Annotated in this window: 23 protein-coding genes; 19 read left to right on the forward strand and 4 right to left on the reverse strand. The window is 72.7% G+C overall.

Annotated elements, in window-relative coordinates:
• Nucleotides 1-90 precede the first annotated feature (90 nt).
• Together ACH4N1_RS31395 and ACH4N1_RS31400 are read right to left on the reverse strand one after the other, a co-directional pair.
• Nucleotides 91-1131 (reverse strand): hypothetical protein, encoded by a 1041-nt coding sequence (locus tag ACH4N1_RS31395; protein WP_398102961.1) that lies wholly within the window; start codon nt 1129-1131, stop codon nt 91-93.
• Between the two features lie 156 nt (nt 1132-1287).
• Nucleotides 1288-2865: an oxidoreductase gene (locus tag ACH4N1_RS31400; RefSeq protein ID WP_398102964.1), complete on the reverse strand. Its 1578-nt coding sequence runs from the start codon at nt 2863-2865 to the stop codon at nt 1288-1290.
• Between the two features lie 169 nt (nt 2866-3034).
• On the opposite strand from ACH4N1_RS31400, the gene hisD reads away from it, so the two are divergent.
• The 8 genes from hisD to hisF are packed head-to-tail and all read left to right on the forward strand — an operon-like array spanning nt 3035 to nt 8768.
• Nucleotides 3035-4360: a histidinol dehydrogenase gene (hisD, locus tag ACH4N1_RS31405; RefSeq protein ID WP_398102967.1), complete on the forward strand. Its 1326-nt coding sequence runs from the start codon at nt 3035-3037 to the stop codon at nt 4358-4360.
• Entirely contained in the window at nt 4357-5463 is a 1107-nt protein-coding gene (locus tag ACH4N1_RS31410) for a histidinol-phosphate transaminase (RefSeq protein WP_398102970.1), read from the forward strand. Before hisD ends, ACH4N1_RS31410 begins: the two co-directional genes overlap by 4 nt.
• Nucleotides 5460-6053: an imidazoleglycerol-phosphate dehydratase HisB gene (gene hisB, locus ACH4N1_RS31415; protein WP_366058870.1), complete on the forward strand. Its 594-nt coding sequence runs from the start codon at nt 5460-5462 to the stop codon at nt 6051-6053. Before ACH4N1_RS31410 ends, hisB begins: the two co-directional genes overlap by 4 nt.
• Entirely contained in the window at nt 6050-6214 is a 165-nt protein-coding gene (locus tag ACH4N1_RS31420; RefSeq protein ID WP_170109940.1) for a hypothetical protein, read from the forward strand. Before hisB ends, ACH4N1_RS31420 begins: the two co-directional genes overlap by 4 nt.
• Nucleotides 6205-6855 (forward strand): imidazole glycerol phosphate synthase subunit HisH, encoded by a 651-nt coding sequence (hisH, locus tag ACH4N1_RS31425; RefSeq protein ID WP_398102974.1) that lies wholly within the window; start codon nt 6205-6207, stop codon nt 6853-6855. Before ACH4N1_RS31420 ends, hisH begins: the two co-directional genes overlap by 10 nt.
• Nucleotides 6852-7577, forward strand: coding sequence for a bifunctional 1-(5-phosphoribosyl)-5-((5-phosphoribosylamino)methylideneamino)imidazole-4-carboxamide isomerase/phosphoribosylanthranilate isomerase PriA (gene priA / locus ACH4N1_RS31430; protein WP_382788228.1), 726 nt, complete (start codon nt 6852-6854; stop codon nt 7575-7577). The genes hisH and priA overlap by 4 nt, the downstream gene beginning before the upstream one ends.
• Nucleotides 7574-7987 carry a RidA family protein gene (locus ACH4N1_RS31435; RefSeq protein ID WP_398102978.1) on the forward strand — a complete coding sequence of 138 codons (414 nt, stop codon included), beginning with the start codon at nt 7574-7576 and terminating at the stop codon, nt 7985-7987. The genes priA and ACH4N1_RS31435 overlap by 4 nt, the downstream gene beginning before the upstream one ends.
• A 25-nt stretch (nt 7988-8012) precedes the next feature.
• Nucleotides 8013-8768, forward strand: coding sequence for an imidazole glycerol phosphate synthase subunit HisF (gene hisF, locus ACH4N1_RS31440; protein ID WP_398102981.1), 756 nt, complete (start codon nt 8013-8015; stop codon nt 8766-8768).
• 75 nt (nt 8769-8843) lie between these two features.
• On the opposite strand, the gene ACH4N1_RS31445 is transcribed toward hisF, so the two are convergent.
• Together ACH4N1_RS31445 and ACH4N1_RS31450 are read right to left on the reverse strand one after the other, a co-directional pair.
• The gene (locus tag ACH4N1_RS31445; protein WP_398102984.1) at nt 8844-9242 is read right to left on the reverse strand and encodes a VOC family protein; all 399 of its coding nucleotides are present in this window, start codon (nt 9240-9242) and stop codon (nt 8844-8846) included.
• 12 nt (nt 9243-9254) lie between these two features.
• Nucleotides 9255-9890, reverse strand: a complete 636-nt coding sequence (locus ACH4N1_RS31450; protein ID WP_398102987.1) for a TIGR03085 family metal-binding protein — start codon at nt 9888-9890, stop codon at nt 9255-9257.
• An 82-nt stretch (nt 9891-9972) separates the two neighbouring features.
• Between ACH4N1_RS31450 and hisI the strand changes: the two genes are divergently transcribed.
• The 11 genes from hisI (at nt 9973) to lgt (ending at nt 19159) form a co-directional block, all read left to right on the forward strand.
• The gene (gene hisI, locus ACH4N1_RS31455; protein WP_398102990.1) at nt 9973-10425 is read left to right on the forward strand and encodes a phosphoribosyl-AMP cyclohydrolase; all 453 of its coding nucleotides are present in this window, start codon (nt 9973-9975) and stop codon (nt 10423-10425) included.
• 11 nt (nt 10426-10436) lie between these two features.
• Nucleotides 10437-11939: an anthranilate synthase component I gene (locus ACH4N1_RS31460; RefSeq protein ID WP_398102993.1), complete on the forward strand. Its 1503-nt coding sequence runs from the start codon at nt 10437-10439 to the stop codon at nt 11937-11939.
• Nucleotides 11940-11991: 52 nt separating this feature from the next.
• Nucleotides 11992-12642: a TIGR02234 family membrane protein gene (locus ACH4N1_RS31465; RefSeq protein WP_398102995.1), complete on the forward strand. Its 651-nt coding sequence runs from the start codon at nt 11992-11994 to the stop codon at nt 12640-12642.
• A gap of 159 nt (nt 12643-12801) precedes the next feature.
• Nucleotides 12802-13053 (forward strand): HGxxPAAW family protein, encoded by a 252-nt coding sequence (locus ACH4N1_RS31470; RefSeq protein WP_382788212.1) that lies wholly within the window; start codon nt 12802-12804, stop codon nt 13051-13053.
• 92 nt (nt 13054-13145) lie between these two features.
• Complete coding sequence (locus ACH4N1_RS31475) at nt 13146-13583, forward strand: DUF2752 domain-containing protein (RefSeq protein WP_398102998.1); 438 nt, start codon at nt 13146-13148, stop codon at nt 13581-13583.
• Between the two features lie 183 nt (nt 13584-13766).
• Complete coding sequence (gene trpC, locus ACH4N1_RS31480; protein ID WP_398103000.1) at nt 13767-14576, forward strand: indole-3-glycerol phosphate synthase TrpC; 810 nt, start codon at nt 13767-13769, stop codon at nt 14574-14576.
• A 19-nt stretch (nt 14577-14595) separates the two neighbouring features.
• Nucleotides 14596-14835 (forward strand): tryptophan biosynthesis modulator TrpM, encoded by a 240-nt coding sequence (trpM, locus tag ACH4N1_RS31485; protein WP_382791707.1) that lies wholly within the window; start codon nt 14596-14598, stop codon nt 14833-14835.
• Between the two features lie 64 nt (nt 14836-14899).
• Nucleotides 14900-16183 (forward strand): tryptophan synthase subunit beta, encoded by a 1284-nt coding sequence (gene trpB, locus ACH4N1_RS31490; protein ID WP_398103003.1) that lies wholly within the window; start codon nt 14900-14902, stop codon nt 16181-16183.
• Entirely contained in the window at nt 16180-16998 is an 819-nt protein-coding gene (trpA, locus tag ACH4N1_RS31495) for a tryptophan synthase subunit alpha (protein WP_398103005.1), read from the forward strand. Before trpB ends, trpA begins: the two co-directional genes overlap by 4 nt.
• Nucleotides 16999-17104: 106 nt before the next feature.
• Nucleotides 17105-17875, forward strand: coding sequence for a thioredoxin domain-containing protein (locus tag ACH4N1_RS31500; protein WP_398103008.1), 771 nt, complete (start codon nt 17105-17107; stop codon nt 17873-17875).
• A 252-nt stretch (nt 17876-18127) separates the two neighbouring features.
• A complete protein-coding gene (gene lgt, locus ACH4N1_RS31505; protein ID WP_398103011.1) occupies nt 18128-19159 on the forward strand; it encodes a prolipoprotein diacylglyceryl transferase in 1032 nt (343 codons plus the stop codon).
• Nucleotides 19160-19215 lie beyond the last annotated feature (56 nt).

Raw genomic sequence — 19215 nt, forward strand, 5'->3', positions numbered from 1 at the left:
GCCGGACGAACTCCCACTCCGCATCGGACAGTTCATGGCGACGTATCACCCGACCATGATCCACCACTCAAGATCATTTGAAGACACCACCTAGTGGTCCGTGGGGTACGCGCGTTCCCCGTGCCCGTTCCGTGGATGGTCCGGGGGCTCTCCGGAGGATCCCGCGCACACGCTCTCGCGCACCGCCAGGAAGTGTCCCAGCGGGTCGTCGGACAGCCGGCCCCACGGGAAGGACGTGGCGTACGGGCCGACCAGACGCAGCTGGGCGAGGGCGTCGGCCCGGCGGCCGAGCCGGACCAGGACGTACGTCAGGAGGTTGCGGATCTCGGCCGTCCACGGGTCCGACCCCGGGAAACGGGCGGAGAGCACGATCGCGCGGTCGGCGGCCGCGTCGAGGCGCTCGCGGGGCACCTCGGGCCCGCAGCCGTCGGTCAGGTAGGAGAAGGCGGCCCGTACCGGCAGCGCCTGGACGAGCGAGCCGGCCGGGGCGTCCTGCGCGGCACGGTCGGCGAAGTCGAAGCACTCGCGGTGGGAGCCGTGCCAGGACTCGGCCAGATAGCGTTCGGCGGCCACGTGACAGCCGTAGTGGTGCGGGGCGCGGCGGACGGCGGCCGCCCACAGCTCCTCGAAGTACGCGGGCCCGGCGTTCGAGCCGCGCGCGTGGTCCAGGGCGATCCGGCACGGCACCGGGTCGCGGTGGTCGCCCTGCGCGGCGGCCGTGATCAGCGGACTCACCTCGCGCAGCAGCTCGGCCCGGGCGGGCGACCCCCAGGCACGCGCCACCGCGAGCTGGGCGGCCACCAGCAGCACGTCGGGGTCGTGCGGGGCGGCGGCCCCCCGCCAGTCCTCGAACCACTCCGGGCGGGACCGGGCGAAGGACGCGAGGCGGGTGACGTACCGGTCGCGGTACTCCCACTCGGCCCGCTCCCTGGTACCGGCCAGCAGCGCGGCGGCCGTCCCGTACGCGCCCCGCCCGGCCGCGACCAGCGCGGGGCCCAGGCGGTCGTCGGGCACGTCGAGGAGCACCTCGTCGTCGGCCGGGAGTCCGGCCGCGGGGTGGGGGGCGGCGGTCCGCGCGCGCCGGGACGCGACCGTCCGCGGGGCGCGGATGAACGGGGGCAGCAGAGCCATGGTTTTGCCATTGAAAAGCGATCGGCCGACCCCGCGCCAGGGGGCGGCGCGAACCTCCGGAAAGTTGTACGCCGCCGGGTCAAGGCCGGGTAAAAGGTGAACGTCCCGTTCCGGTGGGCCGGCCTTCCGGGCGGGGCGCACCGGGCCCGGCCGCCGTCAGCCGCGTCGCAGCGCCCGGGTCACGCCCGCCGCGACCGTCGTGGCCAGCACCCAGCCCAGCAGGATCATCGCCGTCTGCACCCACTGCCAGCCGTCGTGCAGCCGCCACTGGCCCGCCTGGCCCAGGTCGATCACGGGCAGCAGCAGGTCGAGGGCGAACAGCGCCGGATTCCACGGCGGGTGCCCGTCGCGGTTGACCGGCGGATGGTCCGCGTGCGCGAACGCCAGGGAACTCGCCGCCCACAGCACCGCCATCCACACGGCCGCCCGGCCCGGCCGGTAGCCGTAGGCCACCGTCCAGTCCTGGGCGTACCCCCAGAGCTTCGCGGCCGGCGGCAGCGTCTCGCGGCGCCTGCGCTGCTTGGCGAGCAGCACCTCGCGGGCGTCCTCGTCCTCCCCGCCGGCCCGCAGCACCGCCGCCAGCCGCTCGTACGGCTCCGGGTTGTACTCGGCGGTCGCCGCGGCCACCCAGCCCAGGCGCTCGTTCAGCGGGAACGGCCCCTGCGGCACCAGGTTCTCGTACGCGAAACCGCCCATGTGCAGGTTGCCGGGGCCCGGCCAGGCGCCCGCGCGGTCCACCAGGTTGACCACCCGCGCCCCCGACAGCACCACCTTGCCGCGCTGCGGCCGCTCCCCGAGGAAGCGCAGCTCGGGCGTCTGCACCCGGCGCAGCGACAGCTCCTGGTCGTCGGTGAAGCCGAACCGGGCCTGCTCCAGGTCGACGGCGTCCCCGAACCGCCCGTCGTCCAGGCGCACCCCGCCCCGGCACTCGAAGCGCTGGACGCGGGTCCCGCGCGCGGGAGTGGTGCCGCTCAGCGCCTGGCCGCCGAGGCCGGCCGGGGTCAGGTAGAGGGAGCGTTCGACGGTGAGCTGGGGCGCGTTCAGCGCGAACCGGGTGTACGGATTGGTCAGCCGCGCCCCGCGCAGGCTCAGCGAGACCCCGATCTTGGCGCTGCGCAGCCGCAGCTCGCCGTGCGACTCCAGCATCTCGGCCTGGAGGTCCTGGCCGACGCTCAGGCCGTCGGCGGTGATCGAACGGCCGCTGCGGTCGCGGTAGACGATCGCCATGTTCAGCATCAGGTCGGTGCCTATCTGCGCGTCGGTGAGCCGGACGCCGTTGTGGAAGCGGCAGCGGGGCAGGTGCAGATCCCCCTCCGTCTGCAGCCGGGCGGCCTCCAGCCGCGGCACCGAGCAGTCCACCATCCGCAGCGTGGACACCCTCGCCTCGGGCAGCAGCACGTCCCGCTCGAAGCGGCAGCGCTTCATCTCGACGTACGGCTCCACGGTGCCGCCCGCCAGGTCGAGGCTGTCGCTGATCTGCACGCCGACCAGCTTGAGCGAGGCCACCCGGCCGGCGAGGGCGGCCGGCCCGTCCAGCAGCAGCCAGGCCACGATCCGCGCCCGTACCGTGCGGGACTCGCCCCAGGGGTGACCGCCGTGCGGGTCGTCGACGACGCCGTCGCCACTGCTGAGGTCGTACACGCTGCCGTTGCGGAAGGCCTGCCACATGCCGGCCTCGGCGGCGGTCAGGTCGTCCGGCAGGTCCCCGGTCGGTGTCCCGGTCCCTTCCGTCACGCTGCTTCGGTCCCTTCGCTCTCGCACACGTTTCGTACGACCGTTCATGCCCGGTGGGTGACGCCCCGAACGCTAACCGTGAGGGGGATCTTCCGTTTCCGGCCACGTTCTGTATCAGCCATTGATACGCGCGGACGGCCACTGATCCCGGTCTGAGAGAATTGACCACGTGATCTCTCGAATCGATCTGCGCGGCGACGCCCTCCCCGAGGGGCCCGCCCTGCGCGACCTGCTGCCCCGAGCCGACTTCGACGTCTCGGCCGCCCTGGAGAAGGTGCGTCCGATCTGCGAGGCCGTGCACCATCGTGGCGACGCGGCACTGATCGACTTCGCCGAGAAGTTCGACGGCGTCCGGCTCGACCAGGTGCGGGTCCCGGCCGAGGCCCTCACCCGCGCCCTCGCCGAACTCGACCCCGCCGTGCGCGCGGCCCTGGAGGAGTCCGTCCGCCGCACCCGCGCCGTCCACCGCGAGCAGCGCCGCACGAACCACACGACGCAGGTCGTGCCCGGCGGCTCGGTGACCGAGAAGTGGATCCCCGTCGACCGCGTCGGGCTGTACGCGCCCGGCGGCCGGTCGGTCTACCCGTCCTCCGTGATCATGAACGTGGTCCCGGCCCAGGAGGCCGGCGTCGAGTCGATCGCGCTCGCCTCCCCGGCCCAGGCCGACTTCGGCGGACTGCCGCACCCGACGATCCTCGCCGCGTGCGCGCTGCTCGGCGTCGACGAGGTCTACGCGGCCGGCGGCGCCACCGCCGTCGCGATGTTCGCCCACGGCACCGAGTCCTGCCCGCCCGCCGACATGGTCACCGGCCCCGGCAACATCTGGGTCGCCGCCGCCAAGCGCTACTTCACCGGCAGGATCGGCATCGACGCCGAGGCCGGCCCGACCGAGATCGCCGTCCTGGCCGACTCCACCGCCGACCCCGTCCACGTCGCCGCCGACCTGATCAGCCAGGCCGAGCACGACCCGCTGGCCGCCGCCGTCCTGGTCACCGACTCCGCCGAGCTGGCGGACGCGGTCGAGCGGGAGCTGGAGCCGCAGGTCGCGGCCACCCGGCACATCGACGACCGGATCGTCCCGGCCCTCAAGGGCAGGCAGTCCGCGATCGTCCTGGTCGACGGCATCGACGAGGGCCTGCGGGTGGTCGACGCCTACGGCGCCGAGCACCTGGAGATCCAGACGGCCGACGCCGCCGCGGTCGCCGACCGGGTGCGCAACGCGGGCGCGATCTTCGTCGGGCCCTGGGCGCCCGTGTCGCTCGGCGACTACGCCGCCGGGTCCAACCACGTCCTGCCCACCGGCGGCTGCGCCTGCCACTCCTCCGGCCTGTCCGTCCAGTCCTTCCTGCGCGGCATCCACATCGTCGACTACACGAAGGACGCGCTGGCCGACATCGCGCACCACGTGGTCACGCTGGCGGAGGCGGAGGACCTGCCCGCGCACGGCGCGGCGATCAAGGCACGGTTCGACTGGAAGGTACCCGAGGGCAAGTGACCGGCATTGACGATCTCCCCGTACGGGACGAGCTGCGCGGCAAGTCCCCCTACGGCGCGCCCCAGTTGGACGTGCCGGTACGGCTGAACACCAACGAGAGCCCCTACCCGCTGCCCGAGGCGCTCGTCGAGCGGATCACCGAGCGCGTCCGCGCGGCCGCCCGTGACCTCAACCGCTACCCCGACCGGGACGCCGTCGAGCTGCGCACCCGGCTCGCCGCGTACCTGACGGACACCTCCGGGTACGAGGTCGGTCCGGCGAACGTCTGGGCCGCCAACGGCTCCAACGAGGTCATCCAGCAACTCCTCCAGACCTTCGGCGGACCGGGCCGCACCGCGATCGGTTTCGAACCGTCGTACTCGATGCACGGCCTCATCGCGCGCGGCACCGGCACCGGATGGATCTCCGGGCCGCGCAACGAGGACTTCACCATCGACCTCGCGGCCGCCGAGAAGGCCATCGCGGAGAACCGGCCGGACGTCGTCTTCGTCACCACCCCCAACAACCCCACCGGCACCGCCGTCCCGGCCCCGACCGTCCTCGCGCTGTACGAGGCCGCGCAGGCCGCCAAGCCGTCCATGGTGATCGTGGACGAGGCCTACGTCGAGTTCAGCCACGGCGACTCGCTGCTGCCGCTGCTCGAAGGTCGGCCGAATCTCGTCGTCTCGCGGACGATGTCGAAGGCCTTCGGCGCGGCCGGCCTGCGCCTCGGCTACCTCGCCGCCCACCCGGCCGTCGTGGACGCCGTCCAGCTCGTCCGGCTGCCCTACCACCTGTCCGCCGTCACCCAGGCGACCGCCCTGGCCGCCCTGGAACACACCGGCACGCTGCTGCAGTACGTCGAGCAGCTCAAGGCGGAGCGGGACCGTCTGGTGGCCGAACTGCCGGCGCTCGGCTACGAGGTGACCGCCTCCGACGCCAACTTCGTGCAGTTCGGCCGGTTCGAGGACGCGCACGCGATGTGGCGGAGGATCCTCGACCGGGGCGTCCTGGTCCGCGACAACGGCGTACCGGGATGGCTGCGGGTCACCGCCGGGACCCCCGAAGAGAACGACGCGTTCCTCGACGCGGTCCGTGAGATCAAGAAGGAGCAGGGTTCATGAGCCGTGTCGGACGCGTGGAGCGCACGACCAAGGAGACGTCCGTCCTGGTCGAGATCGACCTCGACGGCACCGGCAAGGTCGATGTGGCGACCGGCGTCGGCTTCTACGACCACATGCTCGACCAGCTCGGCCGGCACGGTCTGTTCGACCTGACCGTGAAGACCGACGGCGACCTGCACATCGACTCCCACCACACCATCGAGGACACCGCCCTCGCGCTGGGCGCCGCCTTCAAGCAGGCGCTCGGCGACAAGGTGGGCATCTACCGCTTCGGCAACTGCACGGTCCCGCTGGACGAGTCCCTCGCCCAGGTGACGGTGGACCTGAGCGGCCGCCCCTACCTCGTGCACACCGAGCCCGAGAACATGGCGCCGATGATCGGCGAGTACGACACCACGATGACCCGGCACATCCTGGAGTCCTTCGTCGCCCAGGCCCAGATCGCGCTGCACGTGCACGTGCCCTACGGACGCAACGCGCACCACATCGTGGAATGCCAGTTCAAGGCGCTCGCCCGGGCCCTGCGTTACGCCTGTGAGCGCGACCCGCGCGCGGCCGGCATCCTCCCCTCCACGAAGGGCGCGCTGTGACCGGCCTGTCCACCATCCTGATCGTCGTCGGCCTCTTCCTGGCCGGCGGCATCTACTCCTTCGTCAAGCAGGACATGCCGAGGAGCCTGATCGTGCTCCTCTCCATCGGCGCCGCGATGTGTCTGGTCGCCGGAGTGATGAGGCTGGAGGTGTGGAGTTGACCGCCGCATCCAAGAAGGTCGTCGTCTTCGACTACGGCTTCGGCAACGTCCGCTCCGCCGAGCGCGCCCTCGCGCGCACCGGGGCCGACGTCGAGATCACGCGTGACTTCGACACGGCGATGAACGCCGACGGGCTGCTGGTGCCGGGCGTCGGCGCCTTCGCCGCCTGCATGAAGGGCCTGCGGGCCGCCCGCGGGGACTGGATCGTCGGCCGCCGGCTGTCCGGCGGCCGCCCGGTGATGGGCATCTGCGTCGGCATGCAGATCCTGTTCGCCCGCGGCATCGAGCACGGCGTCCAGACCGAGGGCCTCGACGAGTGGCCCGGCACGGTCGAGCCGCTCCAGGCGGAGATCGTGCCCCACATGGGCTGGAACACCGTGGACGCCCCGGCCGACTCCCAGCTGTTCGCCGGCCTGGACGCGGACGCGCGCTTCTACTTCGTGCACTCCTACGCCGTCCAGGACTGGTCCTTCGACGAGCACAACCCCACCATGCAGGCGCCCAGGGTGACCTGGTCGACGCACGGCAAGCCGTTCGTGGCCGCCGTGGAGAACGGTCCGCTGTGGGCCACCCAGTTCCACCCCGAGAAGTCCGGCGACGCCGGAGCCCAGCTCCTCACCAACTGGATCGGAACCCTGTGAGCAAGCTCGAACTCCTCCCCGCCGTCGACGTCCGCGACGGCCAGGCCGTCCGGCTCGTGCACGGCGAGTCGGGGACGGAAACTTCTTACGGTTCGCCCCTGGAGGCCGCCCTCGCCTGGCAGCGCTCGGGCGCCGAGTGGCTGCACCTGGTCGACCTGGACGCCGCGTTCGGCACCGGCGACAACCGCGCGCTGATCGCCGAGGTCGCGGGCGCCATGGACATCAAGGTGGAGCTGTCCGGCGGCATCCGCGACGACGACACCCTCGCCGCCGCCCTCGCCACCGGCTGCACCCGCGTCAACCTGGGCACGGCCGCCCTGGAGACCCCCGAGTGGGTCGCCCGGGTCATCGCCGAGCACGGCGACAAGATCGCCGTCGGTCTCGACGTCCGCGGCACCACCCTGCGCGGCCGCGGCTGGACCCGGGACGGCGGCGACCTCTACGAGACGCTGGAGCGCCTGAACAAGGAGGGCTGCGCGCGGTACGTCGTCACCGACATCGCCAAGGACGGCACCCTCCAGGGCCCCAACCTGGAGCTGCTGCGCACCGTGTGCGCCGCCACGGACCGTCCGGTCGTCGCCTCCGGCGGGGTCTCCTCCCTCGACGACCTGCGCGCCATCGCCGAACTGGTCCCCCTCGGTGTGGAGGGCTCCATCGTCGGGAAGGCGCTCTACGCGAAGGCGTTCACCCTGGAAGAGGCCCTGGAGGCAGTGTCGTCATGACGTCCGGAACCGTACGGCGCGTGCAGAGCGGAAATCCCTGGGAAGAGACTCTCGGCTTCGCGCGCGCCGTGGCGGCGGGCGACATGGTGCTGGTGGCGGGCACGACGTCCTTCAAGGGCAGCGTGCTGTACGGGGAGGGCGACCCCTACGAACAGGCCAAGGTGGCCTTCGCCAGCGCCCTGGAGGCGATCGCCGAGTTCGGGCTGGGACCCGAGTCGGTGGTCAGGACCCGGATGCACCTGGCGCATCCACGGGACGTCGACGAGGTGGGCCGGGCCCACAAGGAACTCTTCGACACCGTGCGCCCGGCCGCGACCCTGCTGGTCGTGGAGGGGTTCATCGACCCGCGCGTCCTGGTCTCCGTGGAGCTGGAAGCATTCAGAGGCAACACGCGCAACACAGGCAACTAGAGGCAATCAGAGGAGCCGTGGATTCATGACCCTGGCGGTCCGAGTCATCCCCTGCCTGGACGTGGACAACGGCCGGGTCGTCAAGGGCGTCAACTTCCAGAACCTGCGCGACGCGGGCGACCCCGTCGAGATGGCCAAGGTGTACGACGCCGAGGGCGCCGACGAGCTGACGTTCCTGGACATCACCGCCTCGTCGGGCAACCGCGAGACCACCTACGACGTGGTCCGGCGCACGGCCGAGCAGGTGTTCATCCCGCTCACCGTCGGCGGCGGGGTGCGCACCCCCGGGGACGTCGACAAGCTGCTGCGGGCCGGCGCCGACAAGGTCGGCGTCAACACCGCCGCGATCGCCCGCCCGGAGCTGATCAGGGAGATCGCCGAGCGCTTCGGCAGCCAGGTCCTGGTGCTCTCCGTGGACGCCCGCCGCACCGGGTCGGGCTCCTTCGAGGTCACCACCCACGGCGGCCGCCGCGGCACCGGCATCGACGCCGTCGAGTGGGCCCACCGCGCCGCCGAGCTGGGCGCCGGCGAGATCCTGCTCAACTCGATGGACGCGGACGGCACCAAGGACGGCTACGACCTGGAGATGATCGCCGCCGTCCGGGGGCACGTCTCGGTGCCGGTCATCGCCTCCGGCGGTGCCGGCAAGCTCTCCGACTTCCCCCCGGCCGTCGAGGCGGGCGCGGACGCGGTCCTGGCCGCGTCGGTCTTCCACTTCGGCGACCTGCGCATCGGCGAGGTCAAGCAGGCGCTGCGAGCGGCGGGCCACCCGGTCCGCTGAGGCGCCCCCCGGCGTCAGCCCCGGCCACCTCACCTGGTGGCCGGGGCGCACGCGTGAGCGGACACGAAGACCCGACTACCCCCTGGCCTGCGCCAGTTGGACGTAGTTGCCGACCGTGTCGTCCAGCACCGCGGTGATCACCGGACCCCGCTCCCGGGGCTCCTGCGGGAAGCGCACGCCGAGGCCGCTCAGCCGCTCGAACTCCGCCCGCATGTCGTCCACGGACAACACGATGCAGGGCAGCTCGGCCTCCCGCAGCGCCGCGCGGTACGGCGCCACGACCGGACCGTGGCCGGGTTCCAGCAGCAGCTGGAGGTCCCGCTGGGCGCCCTCGGCCGCGCCCACGGTGACGTACTGCGCGCCGCCGCCCAGGTCCAGGTGGACGCGGGTCTCGAAGCCGAGGACGTCGGTGTAGAAGGCATGGGCCCTGGTGACGTCGTCGACGTACACGCTGGTCACAGCGACCTTGATCACTGCGGCGTCCTCTCAGATGCCGAGCTGCTTGCCGCCGCGCAGTGCGGTGATGGCGTCCTCGTCGCCGACCAGGCCCACCGTGGCGGCGCTCTGCCGGCCGTACAGGAACAGCAGCAGCTCCGAGGGCTCGCCGGTCGCCGTGACCACCGGGGTGCCGCGGTTGGCGACCGCCGTACGCCCGTCCGGGCGGCGCAGCACCAGGCCGGTCGGGGTGCCACGGCCCATCAGCCGGGCGGTGCGCTCCAGGCGCGACCACAGGGCGTCCTGGAAGACCGGGTCCAGCTCACGGGGCGTCCAGTCGGGCTGGGCGCGGCGCACGTCCTCGCCGTGGATGTAGAACTCGACGGTGTTCGACGCCTCGTCGAGCTGTTTGATCCGGAAGGGGGAGAACCGCGGCGGGCCGGTACGGATCAGCTGGATCAGCTCCTCGTACGGCTTGGCGGCGAACTCCTCCATCGTCCTGTCCAGCCGGGACGCGAGCTGCTTGACGAGGATGCCGCCGGCCGCGTCGGGCCGTCGCTCGCGCACCACCACGTGCGCGGCCAGGTCGCGGGTCCGCCAGCCCTCGCAGAGGGTCGGCGCCTCGGGCCCCAGAGTCTCCAAGAGCTCGGCGAGCAGAAGTCGTTCACGCTTGGCGAAGGTCGACATGCCGTCAGCCTACGACCGTCCGTCGGGTCCGCCCAGTGGACATCGGCCCGGGAGTGCCGCCACCGCGCGGCACAATGGCCCCATGACCAGCAAGCCCGTCCGTCACCCGGCCACCGCCCCCGAGCGAGACGCCTCGCCCCACGGTTCCCCGCCCCGCGGTCTCGCCCCGGACATCGCCGCGCGCCTCAGGCGCAGCCCCGACGGCCTCGTGCCGGCCATCGCCCAGCAGTACGACACCGGAGAGGTGCTCATGCTCGGCTGGATGGACGACGAGGCGCTGCACCGCACCCTGACGACCGGCCGGTGCACGTACTGGTCGCGCAGCCGCCGCGAGTACTGGGTCAAGGGCGACACCTCCGGCCACTTCCAGTGGGTCAAGGCGGTCGCCCTGGACTGCGACGCCGACACCCTGCTGGTCAAGGTCGACCAGGTCGGCGCCGCCTGCCACACCGGCGCCCGCACCTGCTTCGACGCCGACGTGCTCCTCGAGGACGCCGGGAGCGCCGGTTCCGGCACCTCCGACCCGGATCAGTAAGGTCAGCCGTCATGGATCTCGAGACGTTCCGCAAGCTGGCCACCGACCGCCGCGTCGTTCCGGTCACCCGCAAGCTCCTCGCGGACGGCGACACCCCGGTCGCGCTCTACCGCAAGCTGGCCGCCGAGCGCCCCGGCACCTTCCTGCTGGAGTCCGCGGAGAACGGCCGTTCCTGGTCCCGGTACTCGTTCGTCGGCGTGCGCTCGGCGGCCACGCTCACCGCGCGCGACGGACAGGCCCACTGGCTCGGCACGCCGCCCGTCGGCGTCCCCGTCGACGGCGACCCGCTGGCCGCCCTGCGCGCCACCATCGAGGCCCTGCACACCCCCCACCAGGAGGGCCTGCCGCCCTTCACCGGCGGCATGGTCGGCTACCTGGGCTACGACATCGTCCGCCGGCTGGAGAAGATCGGCCCCGGCGAGCGCGACGACCTCCGGCTGCCCGAGCTGACCATGCTCCTCACCAGCGACCTCGCCGTGATGGACCACTGGGAGGGCTCCGTCCTGCTGATCGCCAACGCGATCAACCACAACGACCTCGACACCGGCGTGGACGAGGCCCACGCGGACGCCGTCGCCCGCCTCGACGCCATGGAGGCGGACCTCTCGCGCGCCGTGGCCCAGCCGCCCGCCGTCCTGCCCCCCTCCGAGCTGCCGGAGTACACGGCCCGCTGGGGCGGCCCCGACTTCCGGCGGGCCGTCGAGGACGTCAAGGAGCGCATCCGCGCGGGCGAGGCCTTCCAGGTCGTCCCCTCCCAGCGCTTCGAGACGCCGTGCACGGCGAGCGCGCTGGACGTCTACCGGGTCCTCAGGGCCACCAACCCCTCGCCCTACATGTACCTGTTCCGCTTCGACGGCTTCGACGTCGTGGGCTCCTCCCCGGAGGCGCTGGTCAAGGTCGAGGACGGGCGGGCCATGGTGCACCCCATCGCCGGCACCCGGCACCGCGGGGCGACCCCGCAGGAGGACCAGGCGCTCGCCGACGAGCTGCTGGCCGACCCCAAGGAGCGCGCCGAGCACCTCATGCTCGTCGACCTGGGCCGCAACGACCTGGGACGGGTCTGCGAACCCGGCTCCGTCGAGGTCGTCGACTTCATGTCCGTCGAGCGCTACTCCCACGTCATGCACATCGTCTCGACGGTCACGGGCCGGGTCGCGGCGGACCGCACCGCCTTCGACGTCCTCACCGCCTGCTTCCCGGCGGGCACCCTCTCCGGCGCCCCCAAACCCCGCGCCATGCAGATCATCGACGAACTGGAACCGTCCCGCCGCGGCCTGTACGGCGGCTGCGTCGGCTACCTGGACTTCGCCGGCGACTCCGACACCGCCATCGCCATCCGCACCGCCCTGCTGCGCGACGGCACCGCCTACGTCCAGGCCGGCGCCGGCGTCGTCGCCGACTCCGACCCGGTCGCCGAGGACCAGGAGTGCCGCAACAAGGCGGCGGCCGTGCTCCGCGCGGTCCACACCGCCAACCGGCTGACCGGTCAAGCAGGGGCGCCGCGCGCGAAGTAGGACGAGGCTCACGTGAGCCCCGGGTGACGGTTCGCCCGGGGTTCAGGCGATAGTGGAGCACGTGACTGCCGTTCCTCACCCCCGTTCCGAAGCCGCCGCTCCCGCCCGGTCCGGCCGCCGGAGCCTCGCGCTCGCCCTGATGTGCGGTGCGCTGGGCGCGGCCCTGGCCCTGCTCGCGACCCGGCAGCGCTGGTCGCAGGGCACGGCGACGGTGGCCGGCGGAGCCTTCCCCCTGACCGCCAAGGGCAGCGACGTCACGGGCGTCCCCGCGGCGCTCGCCATAGTGGGCCTCGCCGCGCTCGTCGCCGTCTTCGCCGTCCGCCGGGCGGGCCGCCTCGCCGTCTCCGCCCTCCTCGCGCTCTCCGGCGCCGGCATCGTCGTCGCCGCGCTGCTCGGCGCCTCCGACAGCTCCGCGCTCGACGACAAGGCGGCCAAGGCCTCCGGGGACACCGCCGCGGCCGTCGCCTCCCTCACCCACACGGCCTGGCCGTACGCCGCCGCGGCGGGCGGCGCCCTGATCCTCCTGGCGGGCCTGCTCGCCCTGCGCTACGGCCGCCTGTGGCCCGCCATGTCGGGCCGCTACGAGCGCGACGGCACCCCCCGGGCCCGGCGCAGGGCCCCGGTCGTCGACCCCGACCGTCCCGAGGACATCTGGAAGGCCCTGGACCGCGGCGAGGACCCCACGGGCGCGGACCCGGCCTGATCCGCCTCCGCGTCCGGTTCCCCGGTGTGGCGAACCAGACTCGACCGGAAGCCACCCCAGCACTTCTGCACACGCGCGCGTACGGGACAATGGAGGACGAGCCCCCGGCTCGGACACGTACGACCCGTACGCCACATAGACAGCAACGAGGAGCAAGTCATGGCGGGCAGCAGCCACGGACACACCCCGGCCGCCTGGACCGGTGTCACCATCGCCTTCATCGGTTTCTGCGTCGCGGGCGCGTTCATGGTGATGGCCGAGCCGCTCGGCTTCTGGGCCGGCATGGTGATCGTGGTCCTCGGCGGTGTCGTCGGCGCCGCCATGAGCGCCATGGGCCTCGGCATGCCGAAGGACGCCCACCCGGTGCACCAGGTCACGGCGACGCGCGAGCCGGCCGGCGCCGAGGGCTGACACCAGCGAACGACCTCGCGTGAGGGGCGGCCGGTGTGCGACCGGCCGCCTCTCACGCGCGCGCGGACGTGCCGCGGGGCACAATACGAGGCGTGAACGCAGACAGCCGCAGCGTGACGCCACCCGCTCCCGCGACCGTCCCGGCCCGGCTCGCGGTGCCCGCCGGGATCCTCGCGGCCGTCGTGGGCGCCTTCGCGTACGTGGCCGCCGTCGACCCCAACGAGCCGGGCCACTACCCGGTCTGCCCGCTGCTGCGGGTCACGGGCCTGTCCTGTCCCGGCTGCGGCGGTCTGCGCAGCGCCCACGCCTTCGCGCACGGCGACCTGGTGACCGCGCTGCACGCCAACGCCATGGCCGTGGCCGCCTACGCGGGCTTCGCCGTGCTGTGGACCGTCTGGGTGGTCCGCGCGGCACGGGGCCGCCCGGTCCGCATCGATCCCGGACCGGTCCCGATGTGGACGCTGGGCGCGTTGCTGCTGGTCTTCACGGTGGTCCGGAACCTGCCGTCCGGCGCCTGGCTGCTTCCCTGACCACCGGCGAACGTCCGGCCCGGGGGCACCTCCCGCCCGAGCCGTGCGAAGCTGGTCCGAGGGTGAGGAAGGGACCTCCCTCCACCGGATGCGAGGCCACCGCCCTCGTCCGGATACCATCGCAGTGACCATCCATCTCCTCTGGTCGCTGGAACCGCAACCGTCTGGAAGGGGGCCGCTCGCGTGAGTGTGCTCGACGAGATCATCGACGGAGTCCGTGCCGACCTCGCGGAGCGGCAGGCGCGCGTCAGCCTCGACGAGCTCAAGGAGCGCGCCGCCAAGGCACCCGCGGCCAAGGACGGGGTCGCCGCGCTCAAGGGCGACGGCGTCAAGGTGATCTGCGAGGTCAAGCGCTCCAGCCCCTCCAAGGGCGCGCTGGCCGCGATCGCCGACCCGGCGGGCCTCGCCGCCGACTACGAGGCGGGCGGCGCCGCCGTCATCTCCGTCCTCACCGAGGAACGCCGCTTCGGCGGCTCGCTCGCCGACCTCGAAGCGGTCCGCGCGCGCGTCGACATCCCGGTGCTGCGCAAGGACTTCATCGTCACGTCGTACCAGCTGTGGGAGGCCCGCGCGTACGGCGCCGACCTCGCCCTGCTGATCGTCGCCGCCCTCGACCAGTCGGCCCTGGAGTCGCTGATCGAGCGCGCCGTCTCCATCGGCCTCACCCCGCTCGTCGAGGTGCACGACGAGGACGAGGTCGAGCGCGCCGTGGACGCGGGCGCCAAGGTGATCGGCGTCAACGCCCGCAACCTCAAGACCCTCGAGGTCGACCGGGGCACGTTCGAGCGGGTCGCCCCCGAGATCCCGGACCACCTCGTCAAGATCGCCGAGTCCGGCGTCCGCGGCCCGCACGACCTGATCGCCTACGCCAACGCCGGCGCCGACGCGGTCCTGGTCGGCGAGTCCCTCGTCACCGGCCGCGACCCGAAGACGGCGGTCGCCGACCTGGTGGCGGCGGGCGAGCACCCCGCACTGCGGCACGGCCGGGGCTGACCCCGCTAGGCTGGGCACGATGACGCTCCCGATCACCCTCACGGCCACGGACCGGTACGCCCGCCTCGCGCGCGGCTGCCGCCCCCGTGGCTGCCGCGCGCCCGCCCGCAGGGTGCACGGCCGCAGAGTGCGGTACGTCATCGGAGACGAGCCGGGCCAGGTGAACGGACGTCGATGGCAGCGCGCCCCCGAGGGGCGCAGCGCAGTGTCCGCCCACGCGGCTTCGCCGCCCGGGCACGACCGGCCGCACCCGGCCTGAGGTCGTCGCACCAGCTCCGCCCCACGGCGATCGGTTTCTCCCCAACTCACCGTGAGGTTTCCGCATGCCCAGCGAGTTCTTCATTCCCGACCCCGAGGGTCGGGTCCCCACCGCCGAAGGCTACTTCGGCGCCTTCGGCGGCAAGTTCATCCCGGAGGCCCTGGTCGCCGCCGTGGACGAGGTCGCCGTCGAGTACGACAAGGCCAAGCACGACCCCGAGTTCGCCCGCGAGCTCGACGACCTGCTCGTCAACTACACCGGCCGGCCCAGCTCCCTCACCGAGGTGCCGCGGTTCGCCGAACACGCCGGTGGCGCACGGGTGTTCCTCAAGCGCGAGGACCTCAACCACACCGGCTCCCACAAGATCAACAACGTGCTCGGCCAGGCGCTGCTCACCAGGCGCATGGGCAAGACGCGCGTCATCGCGGAGACCGGCGCCGGCCAGCACGGCGTCGCCACCGCCACCGCCTGCGCGCTGTTCGGCCTCGAATGCACCATCTACATGGGCGAGATCGACACCCGGCGGCAGGCCCTCAACGTGGCCCGGATGCGCATGCTCGGCGCCGAGGTCGTCGCGGTGAAGTCCGGCAGCCGCACGCTGAAGGACGCCATCAACGAGGCCTTCCGCGACTGGGTCGCCAACGTCGACCGCACCCACTACCTGTTCGGCACGGTCGCCGGACCGCACCCCTTCCCGGCGATGGTGCGCGACTTCCACCGCGTCATCGGCGTCGAGGCCCGCCGCCAGATCCTGGAGCGCACCGGACGCCTGCCCGACGCGGCCGTCGCCTGCGTCGGCGGCGGTTCCAACGCCATCGGCCTCTTCCACGCCTTCATCCCGGACACCGGCGTACGCCTCATCGGCTGCGAGCCGGCCGGGCACGGCGTCGAGACCGGCGAGCACGCCGCCACCCTCACCGCGGGCGAGCCCGGCATCCTGCACGGCTCCCGCTCCTACGTCCTCCAGGACGACGAGGGCCAGATCACCGAGCCGTACTCGATCTCGGCCGGCCTGGACTACCCGGGCATCGGCCCCGAGCACTCCTACCTCAAGGACAGCGGCCGCGGCGAGTACCGCGCGGTCACCGACGACGCGGCGATGCAGGCGCTGCGCCTGCTGTCGCGCACCGAGGGCATCATCCCGGCCATCGAGTCCGCGCACGCCCTCGCCGGCGCGCTGGAGGTCGGCAGGGAGCTGGGCCCGGACGGGCTGATCGTCGTCAACCTCTCCGGCCGCGGCGACAAGGACATGGACACGGCCGCCCGCTACTTCGGCCTGTACGACACCGACGCCGAGGTCGCCGCCGACGCGGCCGACACCGCCGAGATCGAGGGGGACGCCAAGTGAGCGGGAACATCCAACTGCTGTCGGACACCCTCGCCGCTGCGAAGGCCGAGGACCGGGCCGCACTCATCGCCTACCTGCCGGCCGGCTTCCCGACCGTCGACGGCGGCATCGAGGCGGTCAAGGCCGCACTCGACGGCGGCGCCGACGTCGTCGAGGTGGGGCTGCCGCACAGCGACCCCGTCCTCGACGGCCCGGTCATCCAGACCGCCGACGACATCGCCCTGCGCGGCGGCGTACGGATCGCGGACGTCATGCGCACCGTCCGGGAGGCGACCGAGGCCACCGGCAAGCCGGTCCTCGTCATGACGTACTGGAACCCCATCGACCGCTACGGCGTCGAGCGCTTCACCGCCGAACTGGCCGAGGCGGGCGGGGCGGGCTGCATCCTGCCCGACCTGCCCGTGCAGGAGTCGGCGCTGTGGAGGGAGCACGCCGACAAGCACGGCCTCGCGACGGTCTTCGTCGTGGCGCCCAGCAGCCAGGACGAGCGGCTGGCCACGATCACCCGCGCGGGCAGCGGATTCGTCTACGCCGCCTCGCTGATGGGGGTCACCGGCACCCGCGAGTCGGTGGGCACGCAGGCCCGCACCCTGGTCGAGCGCACCCGCGCGACCGGCACCGGACTGCCCGTCTGCGTGGGCCTCGGGGTGTCCGACCCCCGGCAGGCCGCCGAGGTCGCCGGCTTCGCCGACGGGGTGATCGTCGGCTCGGCCTTCGTCAAGCGGATGCTCGACGCCCCGGACGAGGCGGCCGGCGTCGCGGCCGTGCGCGAACTCGCGGGCGAGCTGGCGAAGGGCGTGCGCGGCCAGGCCTGACACGCGGCCGGGCGGAGCACGCCGGGCACGGGAGGAAGCGGTCACTCGAACGGGTGGACCTGGGACCGGGGAGGCGCTGGGCGCCTCCCCGGTTCGTTTCCGGGGTGTGAGCGAGAAGAATCGTGACAGGAAGCGCACCGCCCGGGAGCGGCTGGCGGTCGAGCGGGACAGGCAGAAGGCCGCGGAGCGACGGCGGCGGACACTGATCGTCGCCGCGAGCGTCGTCTGTGTACTGGGCCTGGCCGCGGTCATCGGCATCGTCGCGGCGAACGCCGGAAAGGACGACGGCGGCGACAGCGCGGGCCCGGTCGTGGCGCCCTCGGGCGCGCAGGGCAAGGACGCCCTCGCGATCCCGGTCGGGAAGGAGGGCGCGAAGTCCACGCTCACCGTGTGGGAGGACTTCCGCTGCCCGGCCTGCAAGTCCTTCGAGGACACCTACCGTTCGACGATCCACGAGCTGACCGACGCCGGAAAGCTGAAGGTGGAGTACCACCTGGCCACCATCATCGACGGCAACATGGGCGGCAGTGGGTCCCGCACCGCGGCCAACGCCGCGGCCTGCGCGCAGAACGCCGGCAAGTTCCCCGCCTACCACGACGTGCTGTACGTGAACCAGCCGGAGGAGACCGACGACGCCTTCGCCGACGACGACAAGCTCCTCGAACTCGCCGGCAAGGTCGACGGCCTCGACACCCCCGCCTTCCGCACCTGCGTGGCGAAGGGCACCCACGACGGCTGGGTCGAGAAGTCCAACCAGGCCTTCCGCACCGGTGGTTTCACCGGCACCCCGACCGTCCTGTTCAACGGCAAGAACATCTACCAGGACCGGACGATGACGCCGGCCAAGCTGAAGAAGATGGTGGAGGAGGCCGACTAGGGCGTGTCTGACAATTCGCGTCGGATCAGTGCGCGGCGTCTGGTGCGGTGCATCGCAAGGCGGAGGATCGCCCGTGTACTGGATGTACTCGGGTGATCCGACAACGCGGCGAGGTGCCGTGCCAGGCGTCGCGCACCCGACGGGAATTGTCAGACACGCCCTAGGGGTGAGCCCCGCTCACCGGCCCGTTATGGAGCCGTAGCCGGGCTGCCCGCCGTGGGCCCGGCCCGGCACGGTAGCGTCGACCCTGCCATGGAACTTGCCTACATTCCCAGCCCGTCGCGCGGAGTGATCCACCTCGGCCCCATTCCGCTGCGCGGCTATGCCTTCTGCATCATCATCGGTGTCTTCGTCGCCGTCTGGCTCGGCAACAAGCGCTGGATCGCCCGGGGCGGGCGGGCCGGCACGGTGGCCGACATCGCCGTCTGGGCCGTGCCCTTCGGCCTGATCGGCGGCCGGCTCTACCACGTGATCACGGACTACGAGCTGTACTTCAGCGAGGGCCGCGACTGGGTGGACGCCTTCAAGATCTGGGAGGGCGGCCTCGGCATCTGGGGCGCGATCGCGCTCGGCGCGGTGGGCGCCTGGATCGGCTGTCGCCGCCGGGGCATCCCGCTGCCCGCGTACGCCGACGCCATCGCGCCGGGCATCGCCCTCGCGCAGGCGATCGGCCGCTGGGGCAACTGGTTCAACCAGGAGCTGTACGGCAAGGAGACCGACCTGCCGTGGGCCCTGCACATCACGTCCTCCGTGGACGGCCGGGAACCGGGTTACTACCACCCGACGTTCCTGTACGAGTCGCTGTGGTGCGTCGGCGTCGCCCTCCTCGTCATCTGGGCCGACCGCCGCTTCAAACTGGGTCACGGACGGGCGTTCGCCCTGTACGTCGCCGCGTACTGCGCCGGCCGCTTCTGGATCGAGTACATGCGCGTCGACGACGCCCACCACATTCTCGGTCTGCGGCTGAACAACTGGACCGCGCTCGTCGTGTTCCTGCTGGCCGTGGCGTACCTCGTGATCTCGGCCAGGAAGCGGCCGGGACGGGAGGCCGTGGTGGAACCGGGCGCGGACGACCCCACCGGCGGTGAGACCGCCGCCGGCTCCGAGGCCGACGGCGGCTCCGAGGCCGGGGCGAAGGCCGAGCCCGTGCGGGACGGCGACGACGGCGAGGCCGGCGCGAAGACCGACGAGGACGCCGAGGCCGGCGCGAAGGACGGCGAGGACCAGGCGGGGGACCGGGCGAAGGACGCCGCCGAGTCCGGCTCGGCGGGCAAGAAGAGCTGACGGCGACGTCCACGACGACGAGGGCGCCCGGAATCTCCGGGCGCCCTCGTCGTGTG

The organism is Streptomyces sp. NPDC017202 (assembly GCF_044331705.1).
Classification (GTDB): domain Bacteria; phylum Actinomycetota; class Actinomycetes; order Streptomycetales; family Streptomycetaceae; genus Streptomyces.